This is a genomic window from Halanaerobacter jeridensis (assembly GCF_016908315.1).
GTDB lineage: Bacteria > Bacillota > Halanaerobiia > Halobacteroidales > Halobacteroidaceae > Halanaerobacter > Halanaerobacter jeridensis.
In genome coordinates this window covers 42,394-69,157 of sequence record NZ_JAFBDQ010000006.1, presented here as the reverse complement: position 1 = coordinate 69,157, position 26,764 = coordinate 42,394, and the positions used below count along the sequence as shown (strand labels likewise).

The 26,764-nt window shown below is 32.8% G+C and carries 24 protein-coding genes; 3 read left to right on the top strand and 21 right to left on the bottom strand.

What is annotated here, in order from left to right:
* Window positions 1-172: 172 nt before the first annotated feature.
* The 3 genes from JOC47_RS07195 to JOC47_RS07185 all read right to left on the bottom strand — a co-directional run bounded on the left by JOC47_RS07195 (window position 173) and on the right by JOC47_RS07185 (window position 3,136).
* Entirely contained in the window at window positions 173-1,030 is an 858-nt protein-coding gene (locus JOC47_RS07195) for a thiamine pyrophosphate-dependent enzyme (RefSeq protein WP_204701386.1), read from the bottom strand.
* The gene (locus JOC47_RS07190) at window positions 1,030-2,724 is read right to left on the bottom strand and encodes a 2-oxoacid:acceptor oxidoreductase subunit alpha (RefSeq protein ID WP_204701385.1); all 1,695 of its coding nucleotides are present in this window, start codon (window positions 2,722-2,724) and stop codon (window positions 1,030-1,032) included. The genes JOC47_RS07195 and JOC47_RS07190 overlap by 1 nt, the downstream gene beginning before the upstream one ends.
* Window positions 2,725-2,833: 109 nt before the next feature.
* Window positions 2,834-3,136 (bottom strand): hypothetical protein, encoded by a 303-nt coding sequence (locus JOC47_RS07185; RefSeq protein WP_204701384.1) that lies wholly within the window; start codon window positions 3,134-3,136, stop codon window positions 2,834-2,836.
* Window positions 3,137-3,302: 166 nt separating this feature from the next.
* Here JOC47_RS07185 and JOC47_RS07180 point away from each other — a divergent pair, with 166 nt between their 5' ends.
* Window positions 3,303-4,376, top strand: coding sequence for a hypothetical protein (locus tag JOC47_RS07180; protein WP_204701383.1), 1,074 nt, complete (start codon window positions 3,303-3,305; stop codon window positions 4,374-4,376).
* Here JOC47_RS07180 and JOC47_RS07175 read toward each other — a convergent pair.
* The gene (locus JOC47_RS07175) at window positions 4,361-4,729 is read right to left on the bottom strand and encodes a hypothetical protein (protein WP_204701382.1); all 369 of its coding nucleotides are present in this window, start codon (window positions 4,727-4,729) and stop codon (window positions 4,361-4,363) included. The genes JOC47_RS07180 and JOC47_RS07175 overlap by 16 nt on opposite strands.
* Window positions 4,730-4,889: 160 nt before the next feature.
* Between JOC47_RS07175 and JOC47_RS07170 the strand changes: the two genes are divergently transcribed.
* Window positions 4,890-6,248, top strand: coding sequence for an MATE family efflux transporter (locus tag JOC47_RS07170; protein ID WP_204701381.1), 1,359 nt, complete (start codon window positions 4,890-4,892; stop codon window positions 6,246-6,248).
* A gap of 30 nt (window positions 6,249-6,278) precedes the next feature.
* Here JOC47_RS07170 and JOC47_RS07165 read toward each other — a convergent pair whose 3' ends face one another.
* Complete coding sequence (locus tag JOC47_RS07165; protein ID WP_204701380.1) at window positions 6,279-8,528, bottom strand: cell division protein FtsA; 2,250 nt, start codon at window positions 8,526-8,528, stop codon at window positions 6,279-6,281.
* Window positions 8,529-9,212: 684 nt separating this feature from the next.
* Between JOC47_RS07165 and JOC47_RS15420 the strand changes: the two genes are divergently transcribed.
* Window positions 9,213-9,839: a CPBP family glutamic-type intramembrane protease gene (locus JOC47_RS15420; RefSeq protein WP_204701528.1), complete on the top strand. Its 627-nt coding sequence runs from the start codon at window positions 9,213-9,215 to the stop codon at window positions 9,837-9,839.
* A 45-nt stretch (window positions 9,840-9,884) separates the two neighbouring features.
* Here the strand turns inward: JOC47_RS15420 and JOC47_RS07155 are convergent, their stop codons facing one another.
* From JOC47_RS07155 to JOC47_RS07080, 16 genes are all read right to left on the bottom strand, one after another.
* Window positions 9,885-10,367 (bottom strand): hypothetical protein, encoded by a 483-nt coding sequence (locus JOC47_RS07155; protein ID WP_204701379.1) that lies wholly within the window; start codon window positions 10,365-10,367, stop codon window positions 9,885-9,887.
* A 42-nt stretch (window positions 10,368-10,409) separates the two neighbouring features.
* Window positions 10,410-12,668 (bottom strand): alpha-amylase family glycosyl hydrolase, encoded by a 2,259-nt coding sequence (locus tag JOC47_RS07150; RefSeq protein WP_204701378.1) that lies wholly within the window; start codon window positions 12,666-12,668, stop codon window positions 10,410-10,412.
* Window positions 12,669-12,737: 69 nt separating this feature from the next.
* Window positions 12,738-13,424, bottom strand: a complete 687-nt coding sequence (locus JOC47_RS07145; protein WP_204701377.1) for a 4Fe-4S binding protein — start codon at window positions 13,422-13,424, stop codon at window positions 12,738-12,740.
* A 336-nt stretch (window positions 13,425-13,760) separates the two neighbouring features.
* Window positions 13,761-15,338: a bacteriohemerythrin gene (locus JOC47_RS07140; protein ID WP_204701376.1), complete on the bottom strand. Its 1,578-nt coding sequence runs from the start codon at window positions 15,336-15,338 to the stop codon at window positions 13,761-13,763.
* A gap of 46 nt (window positions 15,339-15,384) precedes the next feature.
* Window positions 15,385-16,569 (bottom strand): hypothetical protein, encoded by a 1,185-nt coding sequence (locus JOC47_RS07135; protein ID WP_204701375.1) that lies wholly within the window; start codon window positions 16,567-16,569, stop codon window positions 15,385-15,387.
* Window positions 16,570-16,689: 120 nt separating this feature from the next.
* Window positions 16,690-17,385: a ribonuclease III gene (gene rnc, locus JOC47_RS07130; RefSeq protein ID WP_204701374.1), complete on the bottom strand. Its 696-nt coding sequence runs from the start codon at window positions 17,383-17,385 to the stop codon at window positions 16,690-16,692.
* 17 nt (window positions 17,386-17,402) lie between these two features.
* A complete protein-coding gene (fabF, locus tag JOC47_RS07125; protein ID WP_204701373.1) occupies window positions 17,403-18,644 on the bottom strand; it encodes a beta-ketoacyl-ACP synthase II in 1,242 nt (413 codons plus the stop codon).
* Window positions 18,637-19,608 carry an NAD(P)H-dependent flavin oxidoreductase gene (locus tag JOC47_RS07120; protein ID WP_204701372.1) on the bottom strand — a complete coding sequence of 324 codons (972 nt, stop codon included), beginning with the start codon at window positions 19,606-19,608 and terminating at the stop codon, window positions 18,637-18,639. Before JOC47_RS07120 ends, fabF begins: the two co-directional genes overlap by 8 nt.
* 71 nt (window positions 19,609-19,679) lie before the next feature.
* Window positions 19,680-19,907 (bottom strand): acyl carrier protein, encoded by a 228-nt coding sequence (locus tag JOC47_RS07115; protein WP_204701371.1) that lies wholly within the window; start codon window positions 19,905-19,907, stop codon window positions 19,680-19,682.
* A gap of 501 nt (window positions 19,908-20,408) precedes the next feature.
* Window positions 20,409-21,158, bottom strand: a complete 750-nt coding sequence (fabG, locus tag JOC47_RS07110; RefSeq protein ID WP_204701370.1) for a 3-oxoacyl-[acyl-carrier-protein] reductase — start codon at window positions 21,156-21,158, stop codon at window positions 20,409-20,411.
* A gap of 33 nt (window positions 21,159-21,191) precedes the next feature.
* Complete coding sequence (gene fabD, locus JOC47_RS07105; protein WP_204701369.1) at window positions 21,192-22,121, bottom strand: ACP S-malonyltransferase; 930 nt, start codon at window positions 22,119-22,121, stop codon at window positions 21,192-21,194.
* Between the two features lie 102 nt (window positions 22,122-22,223).
* The gene (fabK, locus tag JOC47_RS07100) at window positions 22,224-23,162 is read right to left on the bottom strand and encodes an enoyl-[acyl-carrier-protein] reductase FabK (protein WP_204701368.1); all 939 of its coding nucleotides are present in this window, start codon (window positions 23,160-23,162) and stop codon (window positions 22,224-22,226) included.
* Window positions 23,163-23,177: 15 nt separating this feature from the next.
* Window positions 23,178-24,170, bottom strand: a complete 993-nt coding sequence (locus JOC47_RS07095; protein WP_204701367.1) for a beta-ketoacyl-ACP synthase III — start codon at window positions 24,168-24,170, stop codon at window positions 23,178-23,180.
* Window positions 24,171-24,174: 4 nt separating this feature from the next.
* Window positions 24,175-25,173 (bottom strand): phosphate acyltransferase PlsX, encoded by a 999-nt coding sequence (gene plsX / locus JOC47_RS07090; RefSeq protein ID WP_204701366.1) that lies wholly within the window; start codon window positions 25,171-25,173, stop codon window positions 24,175-24,177.
* 1 nt (window position 25,174) lies between these two features.
* Window positions 25,175-25,756 (bottom strand): transcription factor FapR, encoded by a 582-nt coding sequence (gene fapR / locus JOC47_RS07085; RefSeq protein WP_204701365.1) that lies wholly within the window; start codon window positions 25,754-25,756, stop codon window positions 25,175-25,177.
* A gap of 164 nt (window positions 25,757-25,920) precedes the next feature.
* Entirely contained in the window at window positions 25,921-26,757 is an 837-nt protein-coding gene (locus JOC47_RS07080; protein ID WP_204701364.1) for a sensor histidine kinase, read from the bottom strand.
* Between the last annotated feature and the right edge of the window lie 7 nt (window positions 26,758-26,764).

The window sequence follows — 26,764 nt, the reverse complement described above, 5'->3', positions numbered from 1 at the left end:
TTTTAACAAAAATACATATCTTATCTTATTATTTCTGATTTAATTTACATATCCCTTCTTTTAATTTGAATAAATTATATTTTATTGGAAAAATAAATATAATGATATGGGGATGAGAAAATAATTAGCTTAAACATTAAAAATCAGCCCTATATAGGGCTGATTTTTAATGTTATTTAAATTCTTTTAATAAATATTCTTTATCTTGAGGAGTGCTTTCTTTTTCAACTAATGGTTTGTCATCTACTTGTGGCAATTTATCATGAAAAATTGCTTTATCTTCATTTTTATAAATGATACCTAATGGAATATCATCGCCCCATTCTTCTGCTTTCTTCATTGCTGCATCATAATTAGTCGGGTCATACTCTTCACCAATTTCATAGACTCTTTTCGCATACCATTGATAAGTATTCACCTTATTAAAGGAAACACATGGCTGTAAAATATCGATTAACGCATATCCCCTGTGCTTAAGTGCTTCCTGCATCAACATCTTTAGATGGTCTCTATTACCGACAAATCCTCGTGCTACAAAACTAGCTTCCATACTCACAGCTAATTTGATAGGATTTAAAGGTTGAGCAGTAATTCCATTCGGCTGCACTGCAGTTTCAATCTCTTCGCCTGTAGTTGGTGAAGCTTGACCTTTAGTCAGACCATAAATTTGATTATCATGAACAAAATGGGCCAAATCAGGATTACGGCGAATATTATGGAGCAAATGATTGCCCCCTTCACCATAAGCATTACCATCACCAGTTTCTACAATTACTTTCATATCTTTATTAGCAACTCGCATTCCTAATGCCGGCGGTAAAGCTCGACCATGTAAACCATTAAACCCATTCACTTTCATATAATGAGGCATCTTCGGCGCTTGTCCGATTCCTGTAAACATTGCAACTTGAGATGGTTTTAAATCTAAATCTGCTAATGCATCAACTAATACTTGTCGCAGCGGAAAGTTTCCACAACCAGGACACCAAGCAGTCTCTCTATTGCCTTCATACATAGCTTTATCTACCATTACTTAATCACCTCATCTTGAATTCGATTATAAATTTCTGCTCCAGTAAACGGTCTTCCATCATATTTCAAGATATTATGCTGGGCATTAATACCTGTTTCTGTTCTCAATAATTTAGCAAATTGCCCTGTATAATTATTTTCTACTACTATCAATTCAGTATCATCTTCTGCTAACTCTTCTATTTTTTGAGTTGGTAATGGCCATAGATCATTAAAGGATAATAATCCTACTTCAGCTCCATCTTCTTGTAGCAATTCTTGTGCTTCTAAAGCAGGTCCATAAGTAGAACCCCAACTCACAAGCACATAATCTGCTTCCTCCGGACCACAATATTCAGGCTCAGTTATTTCTTCGGAAGCTAACTTTTGTAATTTAGCATCTCTCTTTTCTACCATTTTATTTCTTGTTTCAGCATCTTCAATAATATGACCATATTCATCATGCTCATCACTATCAACTAACACTACATCATCTTCTAGCTGACCTGGATAAGCTAATGGTGAAATACCATCTTCAGTTAATTCATAACGTTTATAGTCTTCAACTTCTGCTGCTTCTTCATCAGACATAAATCCAGATTCAATTTCCACCTGCTCAATATCAAGTTCAGAAATATTCTTCTTAGAATCAGCTAAGAAGGTATCACTTAAAATAATCACTGGAATTTGGTAGTTTTCAGCTAAATTAAAGGCACGCATAGTTTGATAAAAGGCATCTTCAGCAGTCCGCGGTGCCATCACCATTAATGGAAATTCACCTTGTGAAGCATTAATTACAAAAGATAAGTCACCCTGTCCCGTTCTAGTTGGTAATCCAGTTGCTGGACCTGGGCGCTGAACTTCAGCAATTACTAATGGAGTTTCAGTTATTCCAGCTAAACCTAATCCTTCATTCATCAAAGAAAATCCTCCACCGGAAGTTCCTGTCATAGCTCTAATACCACTATAAGATGCCCCAACTGCCATATTAATAGCAGCAATTTCATCTTCAGCTTGTTCAACTACAATTCCTAATTCATTCTCTTTACTAGCTATATAATTCATAATTCCCGTCGATGGAGTCATTGGATAAGCAGAATAAAACTTAACTCCTGCCATCACTGCTCCTAAACCTACTGCTTGATTTCCACTAATCAGCATTTCTTCCTCTTCTTTGTCTACTTCAGGTAAAGAAAATTGATTATTGACTGCCTCATAACCCTGCTCTAGAGCTTCAGCATTAACTTTAGCAATTTCTTCACCTTTATCAGCAAAATAATCTTTCAAAACTTTTTTAGCTATATCTAAATCTAAGTCTAATAATTTCAATAATGCTCCTACGAAAACTGTATTAGCAACTTTAGAGTTTCCAATTCCTTTGGCAATATCTCCAGCATCTACTGTCACAATATCAGCATCTACATCAATTTCACCATCATATACAATTACACCATCATCAGTTACATTATCCTGATGTCGCTCAATTGTTTCCTCATTGAGGGCCAATAAAATATCTTCATCAGTTGTTGGCCCTGTTAATTCTTCAGTTCCTACTCTAATACTCATAAAATTATGTCCCCCGCGAACTCGGGACATATAGTCTTTGCTAGAATAAATCTTAAATCCCATCTTGAAAAAAGTTTTGCTTAAAATATTACTTAGGGTTTTCAATCCCTGTCCCGCTTCTCCACCAATTACTATGTTCAAATTCATATTTTTTACCCTCCTCGATAAATTGTTACAAAATAACTCTCATAATTACTTTTTCTAGAGAAATTTTATTATTCCTTGTTAAAAATGATAACTATTCTTTTTAATTGGATTATAAATTTAAATCTTTTTTAGCAGTTATTTCTTTTATCTGTTCTAATAATTTTGACAATTGTTCTTGATTATTAATATTATTCTGCTTTACATTAGGTAAATTATTTAAAATTCCTTCAAGTCCTGTTTCTTTAACTAAATTGCTTAAAGCTTCTTGATCATTAGAATGTAAATCAATTACAGTATGCAACATTTGTAGCTGTTCAGCAGTTAATTTTTTTATTCCCATCTGCTCCATCAATTCTTCACTGAATCCTAACTTTTTAGCTAATTCCTCACTAGACAAACTCTCTTTATCCATGCTAAACCCTCCTTTTAATGCTCTACTCTTATAATTATGATAGTCAACTTTAAATGTTACCCTAAACTTTTTTACTTTTTTAGCAATATTATCCGTGGACAGTAATTTAAAATCTATACTTTACATAATAATATACTGATTACTTTTAATTAAAAGGAGGAAAAACATGAAATTAAAAACTTATTTGCATAATGTAGACCACAAGCGCATTAAAGAATTGACTGAGCAACATGGAATTTATTATAATCCAGATTTTTCGCGTCGTTGGATTAGTAATCAAGTTACAAATAAATTAGCCCAAGGGGATTATCTAAAAAAATTAATTAACAATCAATTCAATAAGTCCGAGCAACAAGTACTCAAAAAACTATTAACAACTGAATCTATTAATAAGAATAGCCTAGATTTAACTAGTTATCATAAATTATTAGATTATGGATCGATTTATAAACAAAGTGATTTTTGCTATCTGTTTTCTGAATTAAAGCCACTACTTAAAAATATTTTATCTACTTCAACTTTTAATAAAGATAATTCAACTCCTAAAAAATTTAAATTTGGAACAGAAGTAAAAGTTAAAAATAATAAATCCAATCTATCATTTTTCCACTATTTAGTTTTAATCCTATCCCAAATTAAATATTTTTCTAAAACTAAAGAAAAACTATTAACTGAAAAACAATTGCTTTCATTTCTAAAAAAAATTAATTTTACTAAACTTCATACTAATACTCTATATCATAAACTATTAAACTATAGTTATAATTATAATCTCATTTCAAAACAATTTAAAATCAAGCCTGAATTTAAATCTTGGCTGCAAAGTTCTCAACAACAAAAGATATTATCAGCCATTGATACTTTTTTCCCAAAGTCTGAATCAGCTTTAAGAAAAATAATTGCTGTACTCAGTCATTACCCATTATCTAAAAAAATCCCTTTAGACTTTGCCCAACAAGAATTACACTTACAAAAGATTAATACAGAGAATAAAGAACTACTAAAATTATTAACTATAATGGAAATTAAAGAGCAAGAAATTTCTTTAAGCAAAGAAGCTTGGCATTATTTCAATCCTCAAGTTAAATTCAAATTTAAAGTTCCAGTAACTAAAGAAGAAAAAATAATCGTTTCCCCCCAAGCTAAGCTGGAAGAAGTATGGAAAGTGGCTATTAATCACCGATTAATTTCAATTAATAAACAACTTATTTTTGAAGATAATAGCTATAACACTAAATAAACAACACTAACTACAAATAGAAAAAATCCCGTAATTGTCAGTCTTTCACCTAACTTTCTATAACCTAAATTAGTAATGATTAATAAAGCAAATAGACTTCCTTCTAATAATAACGGCGTAATTAATCTTAATAACAATAATTCATTAACAATTATGAATTCCATCAGCCATACATAAAGTCCTAATCCTATAATTAAATATTTTATATTTTTCTTAGCTAATGAGAATATAATTTGATTATCTTGTCCTTTAATTAAAATAGTTTCTGGTAATTTTGTAGTCATAAATCTAATTATCACTATTATTCCAACCGTTAAAAGAGCAAAAATTAAATCTATTCCAGCAAAATTCATAATTTCACATCCTTTTTTGACATTCTAAATTGATATTACTTTCTATTTTATATATAATTAAGTTATTATTCTTAATTTTAGTGACGAGTAAAACAATATCTACTCGTCACTTATTTTAATAATTAATTTTATAGTATTATTTTCAGTAGGAGGAACAATAATGGAACTAACTAAAAAATCTGACCGTTTAGGTACAGAAAAGATATTACCGTTACTATTTAAACTCTCCGTACCATCGATTATTGGGATGATGATTCAAGCTTTATACAATGTAGTTGACAGTATTTATATTGGTCGCTATAGTAAACAAGCCTTATCGGCCCTTTCTTTATCTTTTCCTATTCAAATACTCTTAATTGCTATTGCCGTAGGAACAGGTGTTGGCAGTAGTTCTTTGATTTCACGACTATTAGGCTCAGGGCAAGATCAGCAAGCTGATAATGCAGCTGAACATACTATTGCCATCACTCTAATTTATGGAGTGCTTTTTTTCTTAATTGGATATTTTTATTCGCGCGAATTATTTCAACTATTAACTAATGATATCGATTTAATTAACATTGGCAGCGAATATATTAGAATCATTATGTTAGGGTCAATAGCTATGTTTTTCCCGATGATTGCTAACAATATTCTTCGCGGGGAAGGCAATACTTTTGCTCCCATGCTCACCATGTTAATTGGAGCAGTTATTAATATTATTTTAGATCCATTCTTCATTTTTGGTTTTGGCTTTTTTCCCACTTTAGGAGTTGCTGGAGCAGCTTATGCTACAGTATTAGCTAGGTTTATTAGTGGGATTTTCATTGCTTTTATTTTATTTAGTGACAATAATCAACTTAAATTGAAAATGAAAGACTTTAAATTTGAAGCTACAATCATCTATAAAATCTATAAAGTCGGTTTACCAGCAATGATGATGCAATTATTAGCTAGTATTATGATTTTAGGCGTTAATTGGATTTTAAGCCAATACCATCCCTTAGCTATAGCTGCTATGGGTATTTATTTCCGTCTCCAATCTTTTGTTTTTATGCCCGTTTTTGGATTAACTCAAGGCTATATGCCCATCATTGGCTATAATTACGGACATAATAAACCACAGCGGATGAAAAAGACAATTAAATATGGCTTTATTGTAGCAATTAGCTTTACTACAGCAGGTTTAGTATTATTTCAGATTTTTGCTGAAGAATTAATTCTGCTCTTTAACTCTGATCCACAATTAGTATCAATTGGAGCCAGCGCTTTAAAGAAAATTAGTATTGCTTTTCCGATTATTGGTCCAGCAATTATTGGCTCTACCACTTTTCAAGCCATCGGAAAAGGAATGCCTAGCTTATTATTATCATTTTTACGTCAAATCATTTTATTACTTCCAATTATGTATTTTCTAGGAGAATTCTATGGTTTATCTAATTTATGGTACGCCTTTCCTATTTCTGAGACTATTGCTACTATAATCATGATCTTTTGGCTATCACTAACTTTACGTAAAGTTTTTAGCAAAATCAATTAAAGCAACCCCCAATCTGGGGGTTTTTTATTATCAGTTATTTATCTTTTGATTCAACTTCCTCTTTAATTGTACTAATGAATCAGTCTTATTAATTTCTTTCTTTACTTCTTCTCGCTGATCTTGAGCACTATTTTCAATATAGAGTTCAACTTCATCACCATCAATTAACTGTTCAGTGAAATTAATCTCCTCTCCATTCTTCTTCACCTTCAATTTTCCTGCTGATATATTAGAAATATCATAATTAATATGATTTAACAACTGATTTAATCTAATTCCTCCAGCTTTATATTCTATCTCATCTCCTGAGCCAACTAAATCATCTTTAGTAGCTGTCTGACCATTCTTCAATAGCTTCTGGTTTAGATTAGGTACTTCTATTTTTCGACCATTAAATATAATCTCTAAGTCATTATCTATATCCTGCTGTTCTATTACATCAGCAATAGTTAATAATTCAGCTTCATTCTCTTCAATTACTAACTCATCTCCTTCATCAACTTCGGCTCTCAAGTCAACATCTTCCCCATTCAGTACAATCTGATAATTCTGACGCTGATACTGCTTTTCTTCTCCATTCAAAGTATAAGTAATAGTTTTAGTCCTTATTTTACTAGTAGGAAGTTCTAATATTTCTTCAATTATTTCACCTACAGTCTGTAATATATCATATGTTACTTCTGCTCTATCTTCTAATTCAGTTTCAGCACCTACTTTTTTACCATTCATATAATAAATTGGCTCTATCTCCACAGCAGTACCATTAATAGTTACTTCTCGAGTTGGAAGTTCAGGTACAACATCCCTAATCTCTCCTGTTGCAGCCTTCCCTTGTTCTCCTAATTCAACTACTAATTGATCCCCTTGTGTAATTGTAGTTTCAATATCAACCTCTTCACCATTTAATAAGATCCTACCTTTTTCACCCATCGTTCCTCGAATCATTTTCAGCTCACCATTAACTTCAACAGATAAAGCCATCCCTGGTTCAGCTTTTAAAGCTTTAAGATCAATTTCTGCTGCTAATAATGCATCTGCAACTCGTGGTTCTGTTAAAGTAAATAAATGGACTCGATCTCCATTTACTTCTACATCAAGGAAATTAGCTCGATTCATATTTTCATAACAGCTAACAGCAATTCCAAAAGGAGTTACAGCTTGACTACCGGCTAGTTCTTCAATTTCACCTGTCACTCGGTCAATATTCTCTATATCTTTAACCCCAATTCTAGCTTGCGGCAGATCTAAATTTTCAGCCAATTTTTCTTCTAATAATGGAGTTAAACTACCTCCTCCAATACACATAACAGCCTGCGGCTGACTACCATTTAAATTGATTATCTCTTCTCCAATTAAACGAGCTAATTCATCAACTGTAGCCTCAATTTTATCAATTACATTACTACTAGGAATCTCTTCTTCTTGGTCTAATATATTAGTCATCGTTACCGCATCTTCAGTCTGCAATTGACGTTTAATCTTTTCAGCATGATGATAATCTACCATATAATTTTCACAAATTGCTTCTGTTATTTCATCACCAGCTACTGGTACCATCGCATAACCAATAATTGAACCATCTTCAGTGATCGCAATATCAGATGTCCCAGCCCCAATATCAATTAAAGCTAAATTAAAATTATACATCTGTTTAGGAACCACTAATTGAGAAGCAGCAATCGGTTCTAAGGTTAAATGCTCTACCTCCAATTCAGCTTCTCTAATTACAGTTAATAAAGAATCAACTACAATCCGCGGTAAAAAAGTAGCAATCACCTCAACTTCTATTCCTTTACCGCTTTGACCTAATAAACTCTCTACTTTAATTCCATCTAAATTACTCTCTAAAACTGTATAACCCACAAAATGGTACCCATTAGCAGTATTTTGATTTTCATGAGAAGCTAATTCTTGTTGGGCATTTTGTACTGCCCCAAATTCTAACATTCTGATATCTTCTTGTTTTATTTCTTTTTTAGACTTAAAGTCAATTTGATGCGAACTTTTAACAGTTTTTAAAGCTCGTCCAGCTGCAGCAATTCCTACTTTATTTAAAGTAGTAGCACATTCTTCTTCTAAATTCTTTTTTATCTTCTTCACTTGCTCAGCAACTTCCATCACATTATGAATTTGACCGTCAAGCATTGATCTATTTTGGTGTTCAATTACTTGCGAAGCTTTTAAATTCAATTGTTGATCTTCATCTCTTTCTAAAATTGCTCCCACAATTGTTCTCGTTCCGATATCTAATGCGAATATATTATCATTTTTTTGATTCATTTTTTCATTAATTCCTCCTTCCTAATTAAATTATTTAAACTTTTCTAGTCAAATTCCTGCTTTATAATTAATAAAATCAGTAATTAGTAACAAGTTATGAGTAAAGAGTAACTAGTTAAAACCTTTCCTATGAATTTATCTATAATTTATCACAATACATATTTCTCATAGGTTCAAATATAATTTGACTCTATTCAAATCAATAACAACAGAGAAACTGAGTATTATATGATTTTTAATTTTCTTACATTAGGTTCTATCTTTACTTATTAATCTTTCTTATTGTTCTTTTATTTTTTTTCACTATCTTACTCTTTTCTCGTTACTCGTCACTTTTTACTCTTTACTTCTTCACTGCCTTACTGTTCTTACTGCCTTCCCCTCTTTACTCTTCACTCATTACTTCTTTACTCCTTACTCTTTACTTGTTGCTAATTAATTTATATAATATAATTGTCAAAGGAGGAATTTTCCATGTCAGATAAAAACTTAGAATTTAGTATATCTAATCTATTTTTTATGTTATTTATTTTTATTTTAGCGCAATTTATACTCTTTAATCTATTTAATTTTATTAGTAATCTGTTTTCATTCCCCCTACGAAACCCCTCATTATTTTTTGCATTATTATCTACTCCTTTAATATTTGTCCTAATGATCTTATGAACCAAAAATTATAAAGATATTACTCTTAGCACCACTATTACAAATTGGAATACTAACACTTACAAAGTAATTGCTATATTCTTAAGCACCTGTGGATTAAATATCATCTTATCAGAAGTAAATAATATTTCACATCATTTTTTCCCACTATCTAAAAAAATAATAACTACTTTAAATCAAATTATTTTTACTGATTCTCGCAGCCTAATCATTATCTTTTTAGTCAGTACTACAATCAATATTGTTCTAAAAGAGATTTTAATCCGGGGCATAGTTCTTAAGGGAATGTTAAATAAATACCGCCCTGAAATAGCTATTTTGTCCATTGCCTTCTTTCAAATTTTAATTAACTTTAGTCTATATAACTTACTAACAACTTTAACTATCAGTATTCTATTAAGTTGGCTTTATATTCAGACGAAATCTATTTTAGACTGTATTTTAGCTAGTTTATTTTTTAACTTATTACCGTATCTTTCAATTTATTTTAGTCCTTTCAAAATTCAAGGCTTCAATACTAAATTTAGTGCTACTGTAGAATTTCAGCCTTTATGGTTTAATCTATTAGGTATCATCTTACTAACCGGCGGTAGTTGGTTATTCTTCAAATATATCACTTCTAAAAATAATAAACCTCTAAAATAATTGAAACAGGAGGATAATCCTCCTGTTTCTTATTTGATTTATTATTTATTTTAAGTTCAACAAATCATCTTTAGTTCCTATTTCTTCTACACCATTAATCCACTTTAATAAATACAACAAAAATATATGGCTAAATAAAGCAAACATTAATGTAGTAGAAGGACTCCAATTTTTAGCGATAAATATTCCTGACCGCTGGGGAATATAATTAGCTAATGTAGTCCACCCGACAAATAAAAACAAAATATAAAGTTGATACTTAGAATATTTCATCAATAAATACCCATATAATAAAGTTACTCCAAACCAGCTCATGACAAAAAAGAACGGAATCTCCTGCCAAGTTAATAAATCAGATTTATATTCCCATAATTCAAAAATTTGTACTGCCATATACTGTACAACCCAAGTATAAATAAAACCACCTACAAAAGAAAATAATAATAACTTTTTAATATATTCCTTAGGAACAACAAACAATGTCAGGCTCCAATATCCTAGTGCTTGAATTAACCAATAATAATTCATACACTACCTTCTTTCTCATTGATTATTGATAAAATTTTGCAGTTACTTAACTCTTTTATATATAAATCCGCTATAAGCTGGCAACTTGAATTCTGAACTTCCTTCCGTTACTTGCAGCAAATTAGCAGTTTTTAATAGTTTTTCTGTTTTAGCATCAGTTATCTTATTTAAATCAGCTATTTGAGACCAGGTAGAATTTTTTTCTTCAAATTCTAAACTAAACTGTAGTTCTTTATTAGCAAAGTTCAAGAGTACAAACATTTCTGTACCTTCATCTTTATCCTTTGTCTGCCATCCAATTACTTTTTCTCCTTGCCCCTGTTCTGCTTTTAACCACGGGCCAAGTAACCAGCGAAATTGCTCTGTTTCAATCGGATTAAATCCTGAAATACGCAGCGCTTTATACTTCTTACGCAGATTAATCAGCTGCTGTGACCATTGATAAAATGGATTATAAAAATCACCTGGATTAGGACAATTAGGGTCAGGAGTCAACTTTTCTACATTAATATCATTAGCATCGCGATTAATCCCAAACTCTTGGCCCATATAAATCATCGGTTGTCCTAAAGCAGTCATTGTAGCCATCATCGCTAATCTTGCTTTCTTATCTTTAATTTCACAATCAGCAATCTGGTTAGTTTCTACTTCATATTTAACACTTGTTTCATCATGACTTTCACTATAATTAACTACATTATTTGTATGAGCAGCAAATTGATTACGGCAGAAATAAAATATATCCCCTAACTTATCAGGTGTATCTGTACACCAGTCTCTAAATCTTCCTTCTCGTAACAAGGCTTTCATTTTATCATGGAATAAGTCACACCACTGCGCATAACCATCAACCCCCGAAAAATTTAAATCTCTTTGATTAGGCAAATTTTCTGCAATCATAATCGCATCTTCTTTAATCCCCTGTTTAATCTCTTGATGCAACTCATAAAGTAATTTATGATCCAGATAGTAACTATGAGTCGCATCAAATCTAAATCCATCAACATGATATTCTTCAATAAATAACTTACAAGAATCAATTAGCATATTATCTACTTCATCTTTACCAGTTGCCAAACGATTCCCCCACTGTGTAGACCCAGAAAAATAAAATCCACCTGAACCACTATTATCATCAATTAGCTCCCAGAGCGGATTAAATTGATTAGAGGTATGATTAAACACCTGATCAATAATTACCGCTAATCCATGCTTATGAGCAACATTAACAAGCTTTCTAAAATCATCAGGGGTGCCAAAATCCTGTTCTACAGACATAAAACTACAGGGGTCATAGCCTAACCCAAAAGAACTCCAAGATTCAGATGTAGGCATTAGAGCTAAAGTATTAACTCCTAAATCACTAAAATATCCACTCTTAATTCGGCTAATAACTCCTTGAAAAGTACTTTGGTCCTGCAAAGGTATATCTGAATCTCCATCTGTAAACCCATACACATTTAATTCATAGATAATCAAATCACTCATACTAGGAGTTTGCCATTTATCATCACTCCAGTTAAAAGAAGTCGGGTCTACAACTTGACAATTCAACCTGCGATAGTCTTTACTATACACTCTAGTATAAGGATCATAAACCCATCTTTCTATCCCTCCAGTACCACCTTGTACATAAAATTTATATTCTATTTCATCTATCTCACTTTCAAATTGTTGCGGATCAACTCTAGTCCACCAAATATTAGGCTGGTCATAATAACCACAGTATAAATCTAACTCAATAAATTTTTCTTCTTCTATATTACACGCTTCACAATAACCTGGAGTCTTAAATCCATTAATATTGGACCCTAAATAAACTCTACCTGCGCGCGGATGAAATAAAGCAAAACTAATTGTCCCATCTTTTAACTTATGCGTCCCTAATAATGATTTAGTATTGAAATCAGCTACGTCAGTAGTCGGTAAGTAAAAATTATCTTCAGGAATCAAATCCTTGATTGATAGATAAATATCGTTAATATCACCTTTTATAGTAGCAGGTTTTACTGTGTAAATATTATGCCAATTAGATTTACACCAAATCTCTCCTCCTAAATTAGCACTATAAAATCTATCACTATTATCCGCTTCCCAAATTGTATGCTCTCCTTTTTTATCTTTAAATTTAAAATTAAAACTACTACGATTTAAAATAACATCATAATAATATCCATAATCATCTTTACCTACAGGAAAAAATTCACGTTCTAAACTCCCTGTCCCCTGTGTCCAAACCCATAAAATTGGATTAGCAAAATTGTCACTATTATCGTAATGAATTCTCACTTTTTTACGCATTAAAAAACCTCCTATTCTCATTTTTTATTATGAGCCAATAGGAGGTAAAACATTACTGAATTTATGAAATTAATTTTTATTGACTTTATTTAAAGCATCAACCGGACAAGAATCAATACATTCATTGCAATGTAAACAGTCTAAATTACAATCTCCTTTTTCAGAAAAATTATGTGGTTCTAAATCTAAAGGACAATTTTCTGAACATAAACCACAGTCAACACATTTCTCCTCATCTACTTTAATCTGCATCGGGTTAGATACAAATTTTCTCTTTATTTTAACTACTAATGCAGATAAAGAACCCATTGGACAAAATGCACACCAAGTGCGTTGATGAAATATGACTCCTAAACTAACTGTAATAATTGTAGTTACAAAAATAATTTTATAAAATACCAATCCAATAGCTGCTAAATTTCCATTAGCATTAATAATTCCTGTTACAAAATTATAAATTAAGAATAAGAAAAATCCAATTCTGAAGTAAACACTCTTGAAAAAACTAGGAATTTCTGTACTACGGCTAATCTTACTCAATAAATTATCATTAAATTGTCCCCGGGGACAGTGATTACCACACCATATTCGCCCTTCTTTCCAACTAGCTGCCACTACTGGAGCAATCATACAAAAAACTGCTACTATGCCAATCACTGGGAACTTCCACCCTACTATTAAAAATAACAACAATAACATCCAGGCTGATTCTCCAATTACTTCTGCTAGATTTAACTTTTCTAATATTCTTTCCATTATAATCCTCCTATATCTTATTTTCTTATAACCCCCACCCAGGGAGTATGGGTTATATTTTATAATCTTTGTTACTGTTTGTCAAATTTTTATTAAAATATGTTCATAAGTGACTAAGTATTAACTGTATTTAACTTCTAAATTTCAATCATCAGCTTAAAACTTTAAACTTTCTTCAAAAAATAAACTAGAATAAAAAAATTAAGCCTAAATAATTTCTTATAACAAAGAAACTACTTAGGCTTAAACTAACTGTAAGACTATTTATAATTTTGCTATTACTTTTTTAACTCATGCCTCAAACCTTATAGCTAAAGCTAATTACTGAACATTAACTCATTCTTCCTGCTGTGCAATATGAGCTCCTAATTCTTGATCAATTCCCTTAACATGATTTACTAGCCAGCGACTAACCATTTTATTTAACTTGACTAAATCAGCACTACCCATTTCTCCATTTTCTAATTTAGACTTAGCTTCTTTTACTTCTGCTACAAAATTATCATGAATCTCTTTGTGATGTTCATAGTCTGGATAATTATACTGTTGCTGAATCTCTTCTTCAGTTTCAAAATGATTAATAGTATACTGAGCTAAAAAATCTATGACTTCTTCTATTTCTGCTTGACTTTTATCTTTTTCAGTCATAGAAATTAATTTATTAACCTGTTCAAATAGTTGCTGGTGCTGTTGGTCTATCTTATTTATCCCAATAGAATATTTATCTTTCCAAATTAATGAGTCTACTTCTGTACTACTAAAATTAAATTGATGTAATAACTGATTCAAATCTTCAACTACTCCTCTTAATTCTTGAGAAGAATTAGCAATCTCTCTTGACATCTCATCAATATCGGCCGTTGCTGCTTGAACCTCTTTACTGTTTTCTGCTAAATCTTGAGCCGCATGAGAAGTAGTTTCAATTTTAGCAGTAGTATCTTGACTAGCTTGAGAAATTTGCTTAAATACTTGGCCTGTCTCCTCAATCACTTCTTCCTCTTCTTCGACATAAGATTTAACTTCTTTAATTGATTTTAATCCTTTAGCTGCTTTATTTTGAGTCTCAGTAATTAATCCCGCTATTTTTTCTGTAGCCTGATTAGTATCTTCAGCTAAACTCCTTATTTCCTCTGCTACTACAGCAAAACCAGAACCAACTTTAGCTTGCTCACTGTTTTCTAAGTTGCTACTAGTCGAACCAGCCCTAGCAGCTTCAATAGATGCATTCAAAGCTAACATGTTTGTTTGTTCTGCTATATCTTCAATCAATTCAATTATTTGACCTATTTCTTGAGAATTTTGTTCTAAATCATGAATGATTTCTACAGAATTGCTTACTGAATCATTAATATCATGCATAGTAGATAAAATATCTTCGATTTTTTGCTGCCCTGCTTGAGTTTTAGAGTCAGATTCTTGGGCCAAACTAGTTACTTCCTGTGTACTAGCTGAAATTTGTTGAATACTAGCTGAAATAGTTTCAATCAAATCTGTAGTATCCTCAATTGTAGCATTACCCTCTTCAGAAGAAGCAGATAATTCCTTACTATAAGTTTCTAGTTTATCTAAATTACTCAAAATCTCCTCAATCCTACTTCGTAATTTTTGCTGCATTTGATTCAAATTTTCCTTTATTGCCCCAAGTTCTCCAGTTTCGGTGACTGTTAATTCTTTTACATCTAAATTTCCTGCTGCTAATTCTTGTGTAAAACGATTAATTTCTCCTGTAAATTGGTCTATACTATTATTTAAAAACCGAATACTACTTAATATCACTGCTATCAAAACTATATATGCACTAATTTTCAACCAATTAGACGTTAAATTAGGTACATAAATTACTGCTGCTAAAACTGATAAAACTATAGTTAATATCATAAGCCACATTTTAGTTTTTAAACTAAGTTTACTCAAAAATAAAACACCTCCTTACTTCTAATAACTGATTTTTAAACTGAAATTAATATGTTAACATTAACATATATCCGTGAGCATCAACTTCATATTGACTCAAATTACCAACATAAACTATTTGACCTGGATTAATTTTAGTACTACCTTTTAACGCTCCAGACTTCTTTTCAGCAAATTTCTTAGCTTTAATTTTTTGACCTTGATTATTAATTATCACTGAATAAACTACATCTTTATAACTAATTGAGTTTAGATTACCAAACTTTAAAGGAACAGAAATTACTCCACCAAGGGCAATCTGCCCTGCAGATATTTCTTCAGCAGTATAAAACACAGAATAAGAACTTTTTTTATCCTGTATTAATTTTTCCCATCGCTTTTCCCCAGACTGATTCAACTGTACAACATAAGCAGAACTATGTTCATCATTTGCTTCTCCTACAGCAATTAAATGACCATTCTCTAAAAGTTCTAAGTCATACAATGAACTACTACCCTGAGAAAAATAATTTTTAGACCATTCTTGCTTTCTATCTTTTAGTTTTAGCAGCCATGCCTTTTGCCCCGCCTGCTGATTTGTATGCCCAGCAATATAATAATCTTTAACTCCACTACTTATAATCGCTTGAGCAGAAGTGAAATTACTCCCTCCAAATTTTTCAGTCCATTGTTTTTGGCCTTGAGAATTAACTTCAACTACATAAGCATTGGTATTTAAATCATCTTCTGCAGTTAAATACTCAATTTCACCTACTAATACTATATTATCTTCAGCATTAACTATAAGATCATAAAACACACTAGCAAATTGATTATCGAATTTCTTTTCCCATTCTTTTGCACCCGACTTATCAATTTTCACTACATAAGCATCAGTAGACAAATCCAAAGCCTCAGCATTGCTACCAACTAATATAAAGCCATCAGCTGTCTGCTGAATATTATAAAATTCATCATCCCCAGTTCCGCCAAAACTATGCGACCATAATATTTCTCCCGAAGTATTTATTTTAGCTACAAAGGCATCTCTTCCATCCTCATAAGTTTCACCCTTAACTGTCCCAACTACTACTACCGCATTTGAATTAGTAGTTATAACTTCATTAAATTTAAGTTTTTCTTTAAAATCATAAACAAATCCAGGCTCAGGGCTATTTAATAAACCAGTAGCAACTACAAGATAAATTAAAACTAAAATTATATTAATTACCGTAAATTTAAGCCATCCCATCTCAGCCCTCCTCCATAGTCAAAAAATTATACTTCTTTACTAAAAATTATACTCAATTATTTAAATTAAAGCAATCTTTACTACTTTTTATATACAAAAAAGCAGCCCGTTAAATACGAGCTACCTGTCTAATTTATCAATTGCTTCTTTAGCTGAACTTTGTTGAGCCCTTTTCTTACTAGAGCCAGTGCCAACTCCTAAAACTTCTCCTTTAAATTTAACTTGGACAGTAAAAGATTTATTATGATCAGGTCCTTCTTCCTTGATCACTTCATACTGGGGACGATAGTCAGAATTTTTCTGTAATAATTCCTGGAGCAAAGTTTTATAATCTTGAATATGATTACCTTCTTCTACCATTTGAATATTAGGAATTAATAAATCCAAAATGAAAGTTCTTGCTACTTCTAAACCTTGATCCAAATAAACACTACCTATTAAAGCCTCAAAGGCATCAGCTAGAATAGAATTTCTTTGTCTACCGCCAGTAGCATCTTCTCCTTTACCTAATAAGAGATAATGACCTAAGTCAATTTCTCTACTCTTTTCAGCTAAAGTAGGAGCACTAACCACTACTGACCTAATCTGAGCCAGTTCTCCTTCAGGGTGGTCAGGATATTCAACAAATAAATATTGATTGACTACTAAGTCTAAGACGGCATCACCTAAAAACTCCAAACGTTCGTTATCTTTTAAGTTATTACTCCGTCTTTCATTAGCATAAGATTTGTGAGTTACAGCTCGTTTTAATAATTCTAATTGATTGAACTCAATTTCTAATTTTTCCTGTAGTTCTAATAAATTTTGCCTATTCATATTATCTATCCCCAACTTTATTCAGTATATTCTTTAAACAATAATGTTGCATTATGGCCTCCAAACCCTAATGAATTAGATAATGCTGAGCTAACTTCACTCTCTCGTGCTTCGTTAGGAACATAATCTAAATCACATTCTGGATCTTCATTTTCATAATTAATTGTTGGTGGAATAATATTATCTTTAATTGATAATACAGATGCAATTGCCTCAACTCCACCAGCACCACCAAGTAAATGTCCTGTCATTGATTTTGTAGAGCTTACTGGTAATTGATAAGCATAATCGCCAAATGTCTTTTTAATAGCTGCAGTTTCTAACTTATCATTAGCTGGAGTAGATGTTCCATGAGCATTAACATAATCCACATCTTCAGGGCTCATTTCAGCTTTATCAATAGCCATATCCATTGCTCTAGCTGCTCCTTCTCCACCTGGTGCTGGAGCCGTAATATGGTGAGCATCACTAGACGCACCATAACCAACTAACTCTGCATAAATATTTGCTCCTCTTTCTTGAGCACTCTCTAAAGTTTCTAAAACAAGTACTCCTGCTCCTTCTCCCATTACAAAACCATCTCTTTCTTTATCAAAGGGACGACTTGCTTTAGTAGGGTCATCATTTCTAGTACTCATTGCTTTCATAGAAGCAAAACCTGCACAAGCAGTAGGTGTAATAGATGCTTCAGTTCCACCAGCAATCATAGCATCAGCATCGCCTCTTCTAATAGTTTCAAAAGCTTCTCCAATAGAATGTGTTCCTGTTGCACAAGCAGTAACAATTGAACTACATGGACCTTTAGCACCCGTGTAAATAGATACCTGTCCAGCAGCCATATTAGAAATCATCATTGGAATCAAAAATGGGCTAACTCGATTTGGTCCTCGTTCCATCAATCTTTCATGCTGTTCTTCAAAAGTTTCAATACCACCAATACCAGAGCCAACTAGAACCCCTACTCTTTCTGCAATTTCTTCAACATCTAAACCAGAATCTTCTACAGCTAAATTTGATGCTGCAACTGCAAATTGAGCATACTTATCCATTCTTCTTGCCTCTTTACGATCTAAACCAAAGTCTGCTGGAGAAAAATCCTTTACTTCAGCAGCTATTTGAGTTCTGATTTCTGATGCATCAAAAGAAGAAATTTGATCAATTCCTGTCTCCCCATTAATTAAAGAAGACCAAAATTCATCCAAACTATTCCCAATTGGAGATATAACTCCCATTCCTGTTACCACTACACGTTTACTCATCTTCATCTTCCCTCCCTAAATATTTTTTCGCATCACTAACTAAATCTTTCATTATATCTTTAACAGGTAATATATTATTAATCAACGGAGCTCTTTCACCGGCAAATACTAGACCTTCCTTCATGTTACCATCATGAGCTTGCCGTAATGCTTTCATAATACAAAAATCTTGTGAACATTTTTTCAAACATAAATAATCACATGCATCACCAGTTTCAACAACATCTTGGTCTAAGCGATCAGTAAATTCATTGCTTAAAGCCCGACCTGGTAATCCAACTGGGCTTTCAATTAAAGTATCTTCACCTTCTTGAGCAGATATATATAATTCCTTAAATTCTTTTTCTACTTCACATTCTTCACTAGCTACAAATCTAGAACCCATCTGTACTCCTGAAGCACCAAGCTTAAGATATTCTGCAATATCTTGACCATCAATAATTCCACCTGCTGCAATCACAGGAATATCTACCGCTTTAACAATCTTTTTGACTAATGGTTTAAGCTCTTTATCAGTCCCTAAATGTCCTCCTGCCTCTTTTCCTTCTACAACAATAGCAGAAGCTCCTAACCTTTCAGAAATTTTAGCTAATTTAACCGAGGAAACAATAGGTACAATTTCTACATCATTCTCTTTTCCCATAGAAAATAAATCCCGAGAAAAACCTGCTCCAGCTACAATTAAATCTATTCCTTCACTAATAGAGGCCTGGACTAATTCTTTAAACTTTCTTACTGCAACCATAATATTAACACCTATGATTCCAGAGGACTTTTCTCTTGCTTCTCTAATTTCTTCCTTTATTTCCTCCACACTCATTCCAGAGCCTGCTATTAATCCAATTCCTCCTTCATCTGCTACTGCTGCCGCTAATGGAGCAGTAGACACTCTATATGCCATACCACCTTGCATGATTGGTATTTCAGCTACTAAATCACCGATACGTAGTTTAGGTAATTTCAAATCTATTCCCCCTGACTAAAGTGGATAAATCCCACTGGGAGTGCCCAGTGGGGTCTTTAGTTTAATTTAAATTATAAAATATCTTCAATATAATCTATAGCATCCTGAACAGTTCCAATTTCTTCAGCATCTTCATCAGGAATTGCTACATCAAATTCATCTTCAAAAGCCATTACCACCTCTACAATATCTAATGAATCAGCTCCTAAATCATCAAAAGTAGCATCTTCAGTTACCTCTTCAAGATCAAGAGCTAATTCTTCAGCGATAATTTCTTTTACTTTTTCTGCAACATCCATATCCTTCACCTCCTTAATAAAGATAATTAAAATATAGTTATCAGTTATTAGTAATGAGTAATCAGATAAAACCAAAAAGATAAATTCAAAACCAATAAACCTTCTTTGCTACTTAATAGTAAATATTACTAAGTAAATTAATTTTATTATTAAAAACTACCAATGTCAAGTTTCTACTCCACTAGTATGGTTTGTTTTTTCTGTTTTCTGATTACTGTTTTAATGTTTTTTCTCTTTACTCTTATATCATAATTCATAATCTACTATGCCGTTTATTATTAATTGTTATTACACAGACTTGGCATGCCAAGTCTCTACTTTTATCTCTCATCTTTTATCTTTTATCTCTTCACTTTTTACTCTTCACTAGTTACTGCTTCATTGTATCCTCCGTGTTTTTTAAAAATCAAAAAAACACTTCGTGCAGCCCTAATCTATTTAACCTTTGCATTACTAACTGCGCAATCTATATGCAGTGCTTATTGCTTGACTCTCTACTGGCTACATCGCCATGCCGCCGTCAACTCGAATTACTTCACCAGTAATATATTTAGCAGCATCACTAGCTAAGAATAAAACAGTATCAGCAACATCTTCTGGTTGACCTAAGTCTTCTAATGGAATATTAGCTGTCATTTCTTCAATCACATCATCTGATAGCTCATCAGTCATTGCTGTTTCAATAAAACCAGGTGCTACAGCATTAACTGTGATATTTCTCTTTGCCATTTCCCGAGCAACAGATTTAGTAAAACCAATCAACCCTGCTTTAGAAGCAGAATAATTAGCTTGACCAGCATTACCCATTAATCCTACTACGGAAGCGATATTAATAATTGTTCCTTCACGCTGCTTCATCATAACTCGACTCACAGCTTTAGTAGTATTAAAGGCTCCTTTTAAATTAACATCTAAAACTGAATCCCAATCTTTTTCACGCATTCTCATTAATAATTTATCGCGAGTAATACCTGCATTATTAACTAAAATATCAATCTTATCGAATTCTTTTCTTGTTTCTTTAATCAGCGCTGTTACCTCTTCGCTATCTGTTACATCTGCTTTGACTGCTATTGCTTCAGCACTCAAATCTTTAATTTCATCAACTACTGCTTCAGCATTTTCAGCTTCACCATCTACAGGATAATTAACTACAATTTTAGCTCCATTAGCAGCAAATTTTAAAGCAATTTCTCTCCCGATTCCTCTTGAACTACCAGTGATAATTGCGACTTTATCTTCAATTTGCATAGTGTCACCTCACCTTTAATTAATTTACTCTATTTATAATTTCTTTTTTGTCTTCTGTAAAGATCGTTGATTACGAACATTTAGAGCAGTTACACTTCTATCTATACGGCGCATAAATCCTTTTAAGACCCGATTAGGGCCAACTTCAATAAAAGTATCTACATCATCAGCAATCATCTTTTCAATTGATTCTTCCCATCTTACTGCCCCACTCATCTGTTTAATCAATGCTTTTTTTATCTCTTGGGGGTCAGTTGTCGGCTCAGCATTAACATTAGGTACTACTGGAATCTCAGGCTGATTAAACTCTACATCTTCTAAATAATCAGCAAATTTTTCTCCTGCACTTTCCATTAAACTAGAATGGAAAGGTCCACTAACATTAAGCACTACTGCTTTTCTAGCTCCCGCCTCTTTTGCTAATTCTGTAGTTTTTTCTACTGCTTCTTTTTCTCCAGAAATAACAATTTGACCAGGGCAATTATAATTAGCTGGCTCTACAATCCCATACTGACTGCCTTTGTCACAAACTTCTTCTACTTCAGCAGCATCTAAACCAATTACTGCCGCCATAGTACCATTACCTTCGGGATCAGCTTGACTCATTAATTCGCCTCGTTTGCGAACTAATTTAACCCCTGCTGCAAAATCCAACACTCCTGCTGCTACAAGAGCTGCATATTCACCTAAGCTATGTCCAGCCACTACATCAGGAGTAATTCCTTCTTCTGCTAATAATCTATAAAAAGCAATACTTGTTGTCAAAATTGCTGGCTGAGTATTAATTGTTTCCGTCAATTTATCTTCAGGTCCAGAAAAACATAATTCTTTAATATCAATATCTAAAACTTGATTAGCCTCAGCAAAAGTTTCTGCTACTACATCATACTCTTTAGCTAAATCTTGGCCCATACCCACTCTTTGTGAGCCTTGACCGGGAAAAATAAATGCAAGTTTATTCATGCTCTTCCTCCTATCTCACTATTATTATATCAATAATTATAAATCCTAATTACTCTTAAATAATATTTATATTTAATTTTACCTTATAATCTAATTTTATTCTTAAGCACTATGATTTTCTTTTAAAATTTGTTGCGCTTTAGTAGCCACATCATCTATGATTTCAGCCGCAGGTTCAACTTGTGAAATCATTCCTGCTACTTGGCCCGCCATGACTGAACCTTCTTCTACATCACCATCAATAACTGCTTGCTTTAAGCGGCCGACACCTAATTCTTCAATTCTTTCTTTATCAGCATCTTGCTTCTCTAATTTTTGAATTTTACGCGTTAATTTATTCTTTAAGTTTCTTACTGGATGACCAGTTGAACGACCAGTCACTACTGCATCGCGATCACGAGCATTAATAATTGCTTCTTTATAATTTTCATGAGCAATACATTCTTCAGCACAAACAAAGCGAGTTCCCATTTGTACTCCTTTAGCACCTAAACTCAAAGCCGCCGCAAAACCTCGTCCATCAGCAATGCCTCCTGCAGCAATTACAGGTAAATCAATAGCATCAACAATTTGAGGAACTAAAGCCATTGTGTTTAATCGTCCAATATGACCTCCTGCTTCATTCCCCTCAGCAATTAAGGCATCAACACCATATCTAGCCATCCGTCTAGCAAAAGTAACAGAAGGGGCAATTGGAATCACTTTAGACCCTACTGACTTAAACTTATCTAAATACTTAGCTGGATTTCCAGCACCTGTGGTAACAACAGGAACCTCCTCTTCTACTACTGCATCTACTACTTCATCTACATAAGGAGATAACAACATGACATTAACTCCAAATGGCTTATCAGTAACTTCTTTCACTTTTCTTATCTCTTCTCGCACTACATCGGCTGGAGCATTTCCAGCACCAATAATTCCTAAACCTCCAGCCTGAGAAACTGCAGCAGCTAATTCTCCAGTAGCTACCCAAGCCATTCCTCCTTGAATAATAGGATATTCAATTTCTAATAAATCACATAATTCAGTTTGAATCACAACTATTCTCCCCCTTTAAGTCCATTCTATTACTGTTGCTCCCCAAGTTAAACCTCCACCAAATCCTACTAATACTACAATATCTCCCGATTCAATTTGATTATCTTTAACTGCTTCATCTAAAGCTAATGGAATTGAAGCTGCAGAAGTATTCCCATATTTATCTAAATTAATATAAATTTGTTCTCTACTCAAATCTAATCTCTTAGCAGCAGCATCAATAATTCTAGTATTAGCTTGATGAGGAACTAAAAAGTCAATATCATCTTTATCTAATCCAACTTTTTCTAAAGCTTCTACAGCTGCTTCGCCTAAAATCTTAACTGCAAATTTAAACACTGGTTTGCCATCCATTCTAACATAATGACTACGCTCCTCTAACACTGCTTGAGAAAAAGGCTCCTTTGAACCTCCACTAGGAATTTCCAATACATTTCCTCGTGAACCATCAGCTCCTAAAGTGTTAGATAGTATTCCACCTTCATCACTAGGAGTCAGCACAGCTGCTCCAGCTCCATCACCAAATAAAACACATGTGTTACGGTCTTCCCAGTCGATAACTTTAGATAACACCTCTGTACCTACTACTAAAATATTATCATAAGCACCTGTTTCTACATACTGAGTTGCAGTAGACATGCCGTAAATAAATCCCGTACAGGCTGCTGCTACATCAAAAGCCGGGACATCTGTAATCCCCAATTTATCCTGAAGTACACAGCCAGTAGAAGGAAAACCAGGATGATCTGGTGTAGAAGTAGCCACTAAAATCAAATCTAAATCACTAGCTTCTAATCCAGCATTTTGCAAAGCCTCTCGAGAAGCATGATAAGCTAAATCAGAAGATGCTACATCATCAGCTGCAATTCTTCTTTCTTTAATTCCCGTTCTTTGTCTAATCCATTCATCATTAGTATCAACCATTTCTTCTAAGTCTTCATTAGTTAATATTTTATCTGGAGCATAAGAACCTACCCCAGCAATTTTTGCCCTTCTCTCATTGCTCATACTATTAATCAGTCCTTTCATCTATATCAGCTTTAATTAATTCTGGCAAGTTAGCTTCTGCTGCTTCTTCAGCATTTTTAATTGCATTTGCAATTGCTTTAGCATTTGAACTACCATGACTAATTATTGTCACACCATCAATCCCTAATAATGGCGCTCCACCATATTCTGTATAATCAAGTTTTTGCTTTAATCGTTTCAAAACTGGTTTTAAAAAGAGACCACCAATTTTAGCTAGCCAACTTTTTTCTACTTCACTTTGGAGTAATTTAAAAATAGTTTTTACTAATCCCTCAACAGTTTTCAAAACAACATTACCTACAAAGCCATCACAAACTATAATATCAAATTCACCAGTAAAAATATCACGACCTTCAGCATTACCAACAAAATTTAAATCATTTTGTTCTTCGAGCAATTCATAAGTCTTTTTAGTTAATTTATTTCCTTTTTTCTTCTCTTCTCCAATACTTAGTAAACCAACACTGGGATTATCTATAGCAAAAATTTCTTTCATATAAACATGCCCCATTAAAGCCTGCTGCTCTAAATTTTGAGCTTTGCTATCTACATTAGCCCCTGCATCTAATAATAGAGTTTGCCCTTCTAAAGCTGGAAATACAGTTCCAATTGCTGGCCTTTTAACTCCTTTAATCCGACCAATATTAAAAGTAGCAGCAGCCATCACTGCTCCTGTACTACCAGCCGATACAAAAGCATCAACTTCATTATCTGCAACTAAATTACTACCAATAACAATTGATGAATCTTTCTTTTTCCGCAAAGCTCTTGTTGGAGATTCATTCATAGTAATCACTTGAGAGGCAGGTTCAACCCTAATTTGCTGTTGATCATAATTATAATTATTAAGTTCAGTCCTAATTGCTTCTTTTTGTCCGACTAAAATCAATTCAGCACTAGTATCTCGACTAGCTTTAATTGCTCCTTTAACTATTTCTTGCGGAGCATCATCGCCTCCCATTGCATCAATAGCAATTTTCAATTTATCTGCCTCCCTCTCTAATTTCCTCTTCTTCAAGTGCAAAAACAACGAATTCTCCTTGGAAAATCATTTTATCATTAACCTTAGTTGTTACTTCTATCGTAAACTTATTATCTTCTATAGATTGAACTTCAGCTGTAGCAAGCAATCGTTCTCCAAGACTAACTGGCTGTTGATAACGAATATTAGCCGAACCAGTTACTGCTACATCGGTATCTATAATTGCTACTGCTAATGAATTAGCCTGAGCAAAAATATGATGTCCCCTTACAATTTCCGCTTTTTCTAACACCATATCTGCCGTTGTTTCTAAAACTGATGAACCAAATTTATTCAACTCTATCTCTACCAGTTCACCAATTATTTCTCTACTCTGTACTGACTTCACTTTAGAATAAGTTTGACGTGCTACAGACTTAATCCGTTTTCTAGCTTCAGGTATTTCCAATTCTCTTCTATCTAAACGAATTGTTTGAATACTAACTCCGAATTTGTCTGCTAACTTTTTATCAGTTAAAAAAGGATCATCAGCTAAGAGTTGAGCTAATTTTTCCTGCCGTTCTTCTTTATTTAAATTTTTCATTATTATCACCCGTTCTCATTCTCGATTAATACCTGGTACTAATTTAAACCACTATTATTATACATAATCTCAACCTAAATTTCAAGAGAAAGAAGCAAAATTCCAGCTAAAGAATTATATAACAAAGTTAGACCACTATTAAGTTTAATTAGAAATTAATAGTTTCAGAGCCGACAAATGAATTCTGTGCCATAATCTTCATTAGAGATAATTTCTAAGCTACCATTAGCTTTATCAATTAAAGATTTAATTATGTAAACCCCATAACCTCTATCTTCACCTTTAGTAGACTGACCAGGCTGCTTAATCTTTTCTTTTAATTCTGCCTCTATAAATGAACCATTGTTATAAACAGAAACTACATAGTCATCATCTTCTTTAACGCCTTCAACCTTCACTTGAGGTTCCTCATCGTGAGTAGCAGCTTCTAATGCATTATCAATTAAATTATAGAATAATCTAAATAATTGATTAGTACTCAACTTTTTTATATTAAAACCTTTCTCAATCTGATAACTCAAATCAACCCCTAATCTTCCTGCCTTCTGTTTCTTTTGTTCTACAATCAATTCTAAAGTAGATATCTTATAATCACCCTGTTCTAAATTACTTATTTCTGCCCCTGTTTCCTGCACATAATCCACAATTTGATCAATCTTACCCATTTGAGCCATCATAGCAATTGTCTGCAGTTGATTGATAAAATCATGGCGCTGTGACCTCAATTGTTCAATAAATTTTTGTTGTTCTTCTGCTTTAGTTTTAATAATTTGATAAGATAAGAATTTATTCAATAACTGATCAAAATCTTTTAAAAAATAAAGATTGTACACAGAAGCAACTATGTTACAAACAATAATAACATCTAATACTAAGCCATAGAAGGGAATCATATCTGTCCCCAAATTATTAATTGACAATACATATATCAGAGAAAATGATTGCAGCAAAGTTACAACTATCACACGCTTTATTTTTTCAATTTCTTCTTCGGATTTCATATCGACT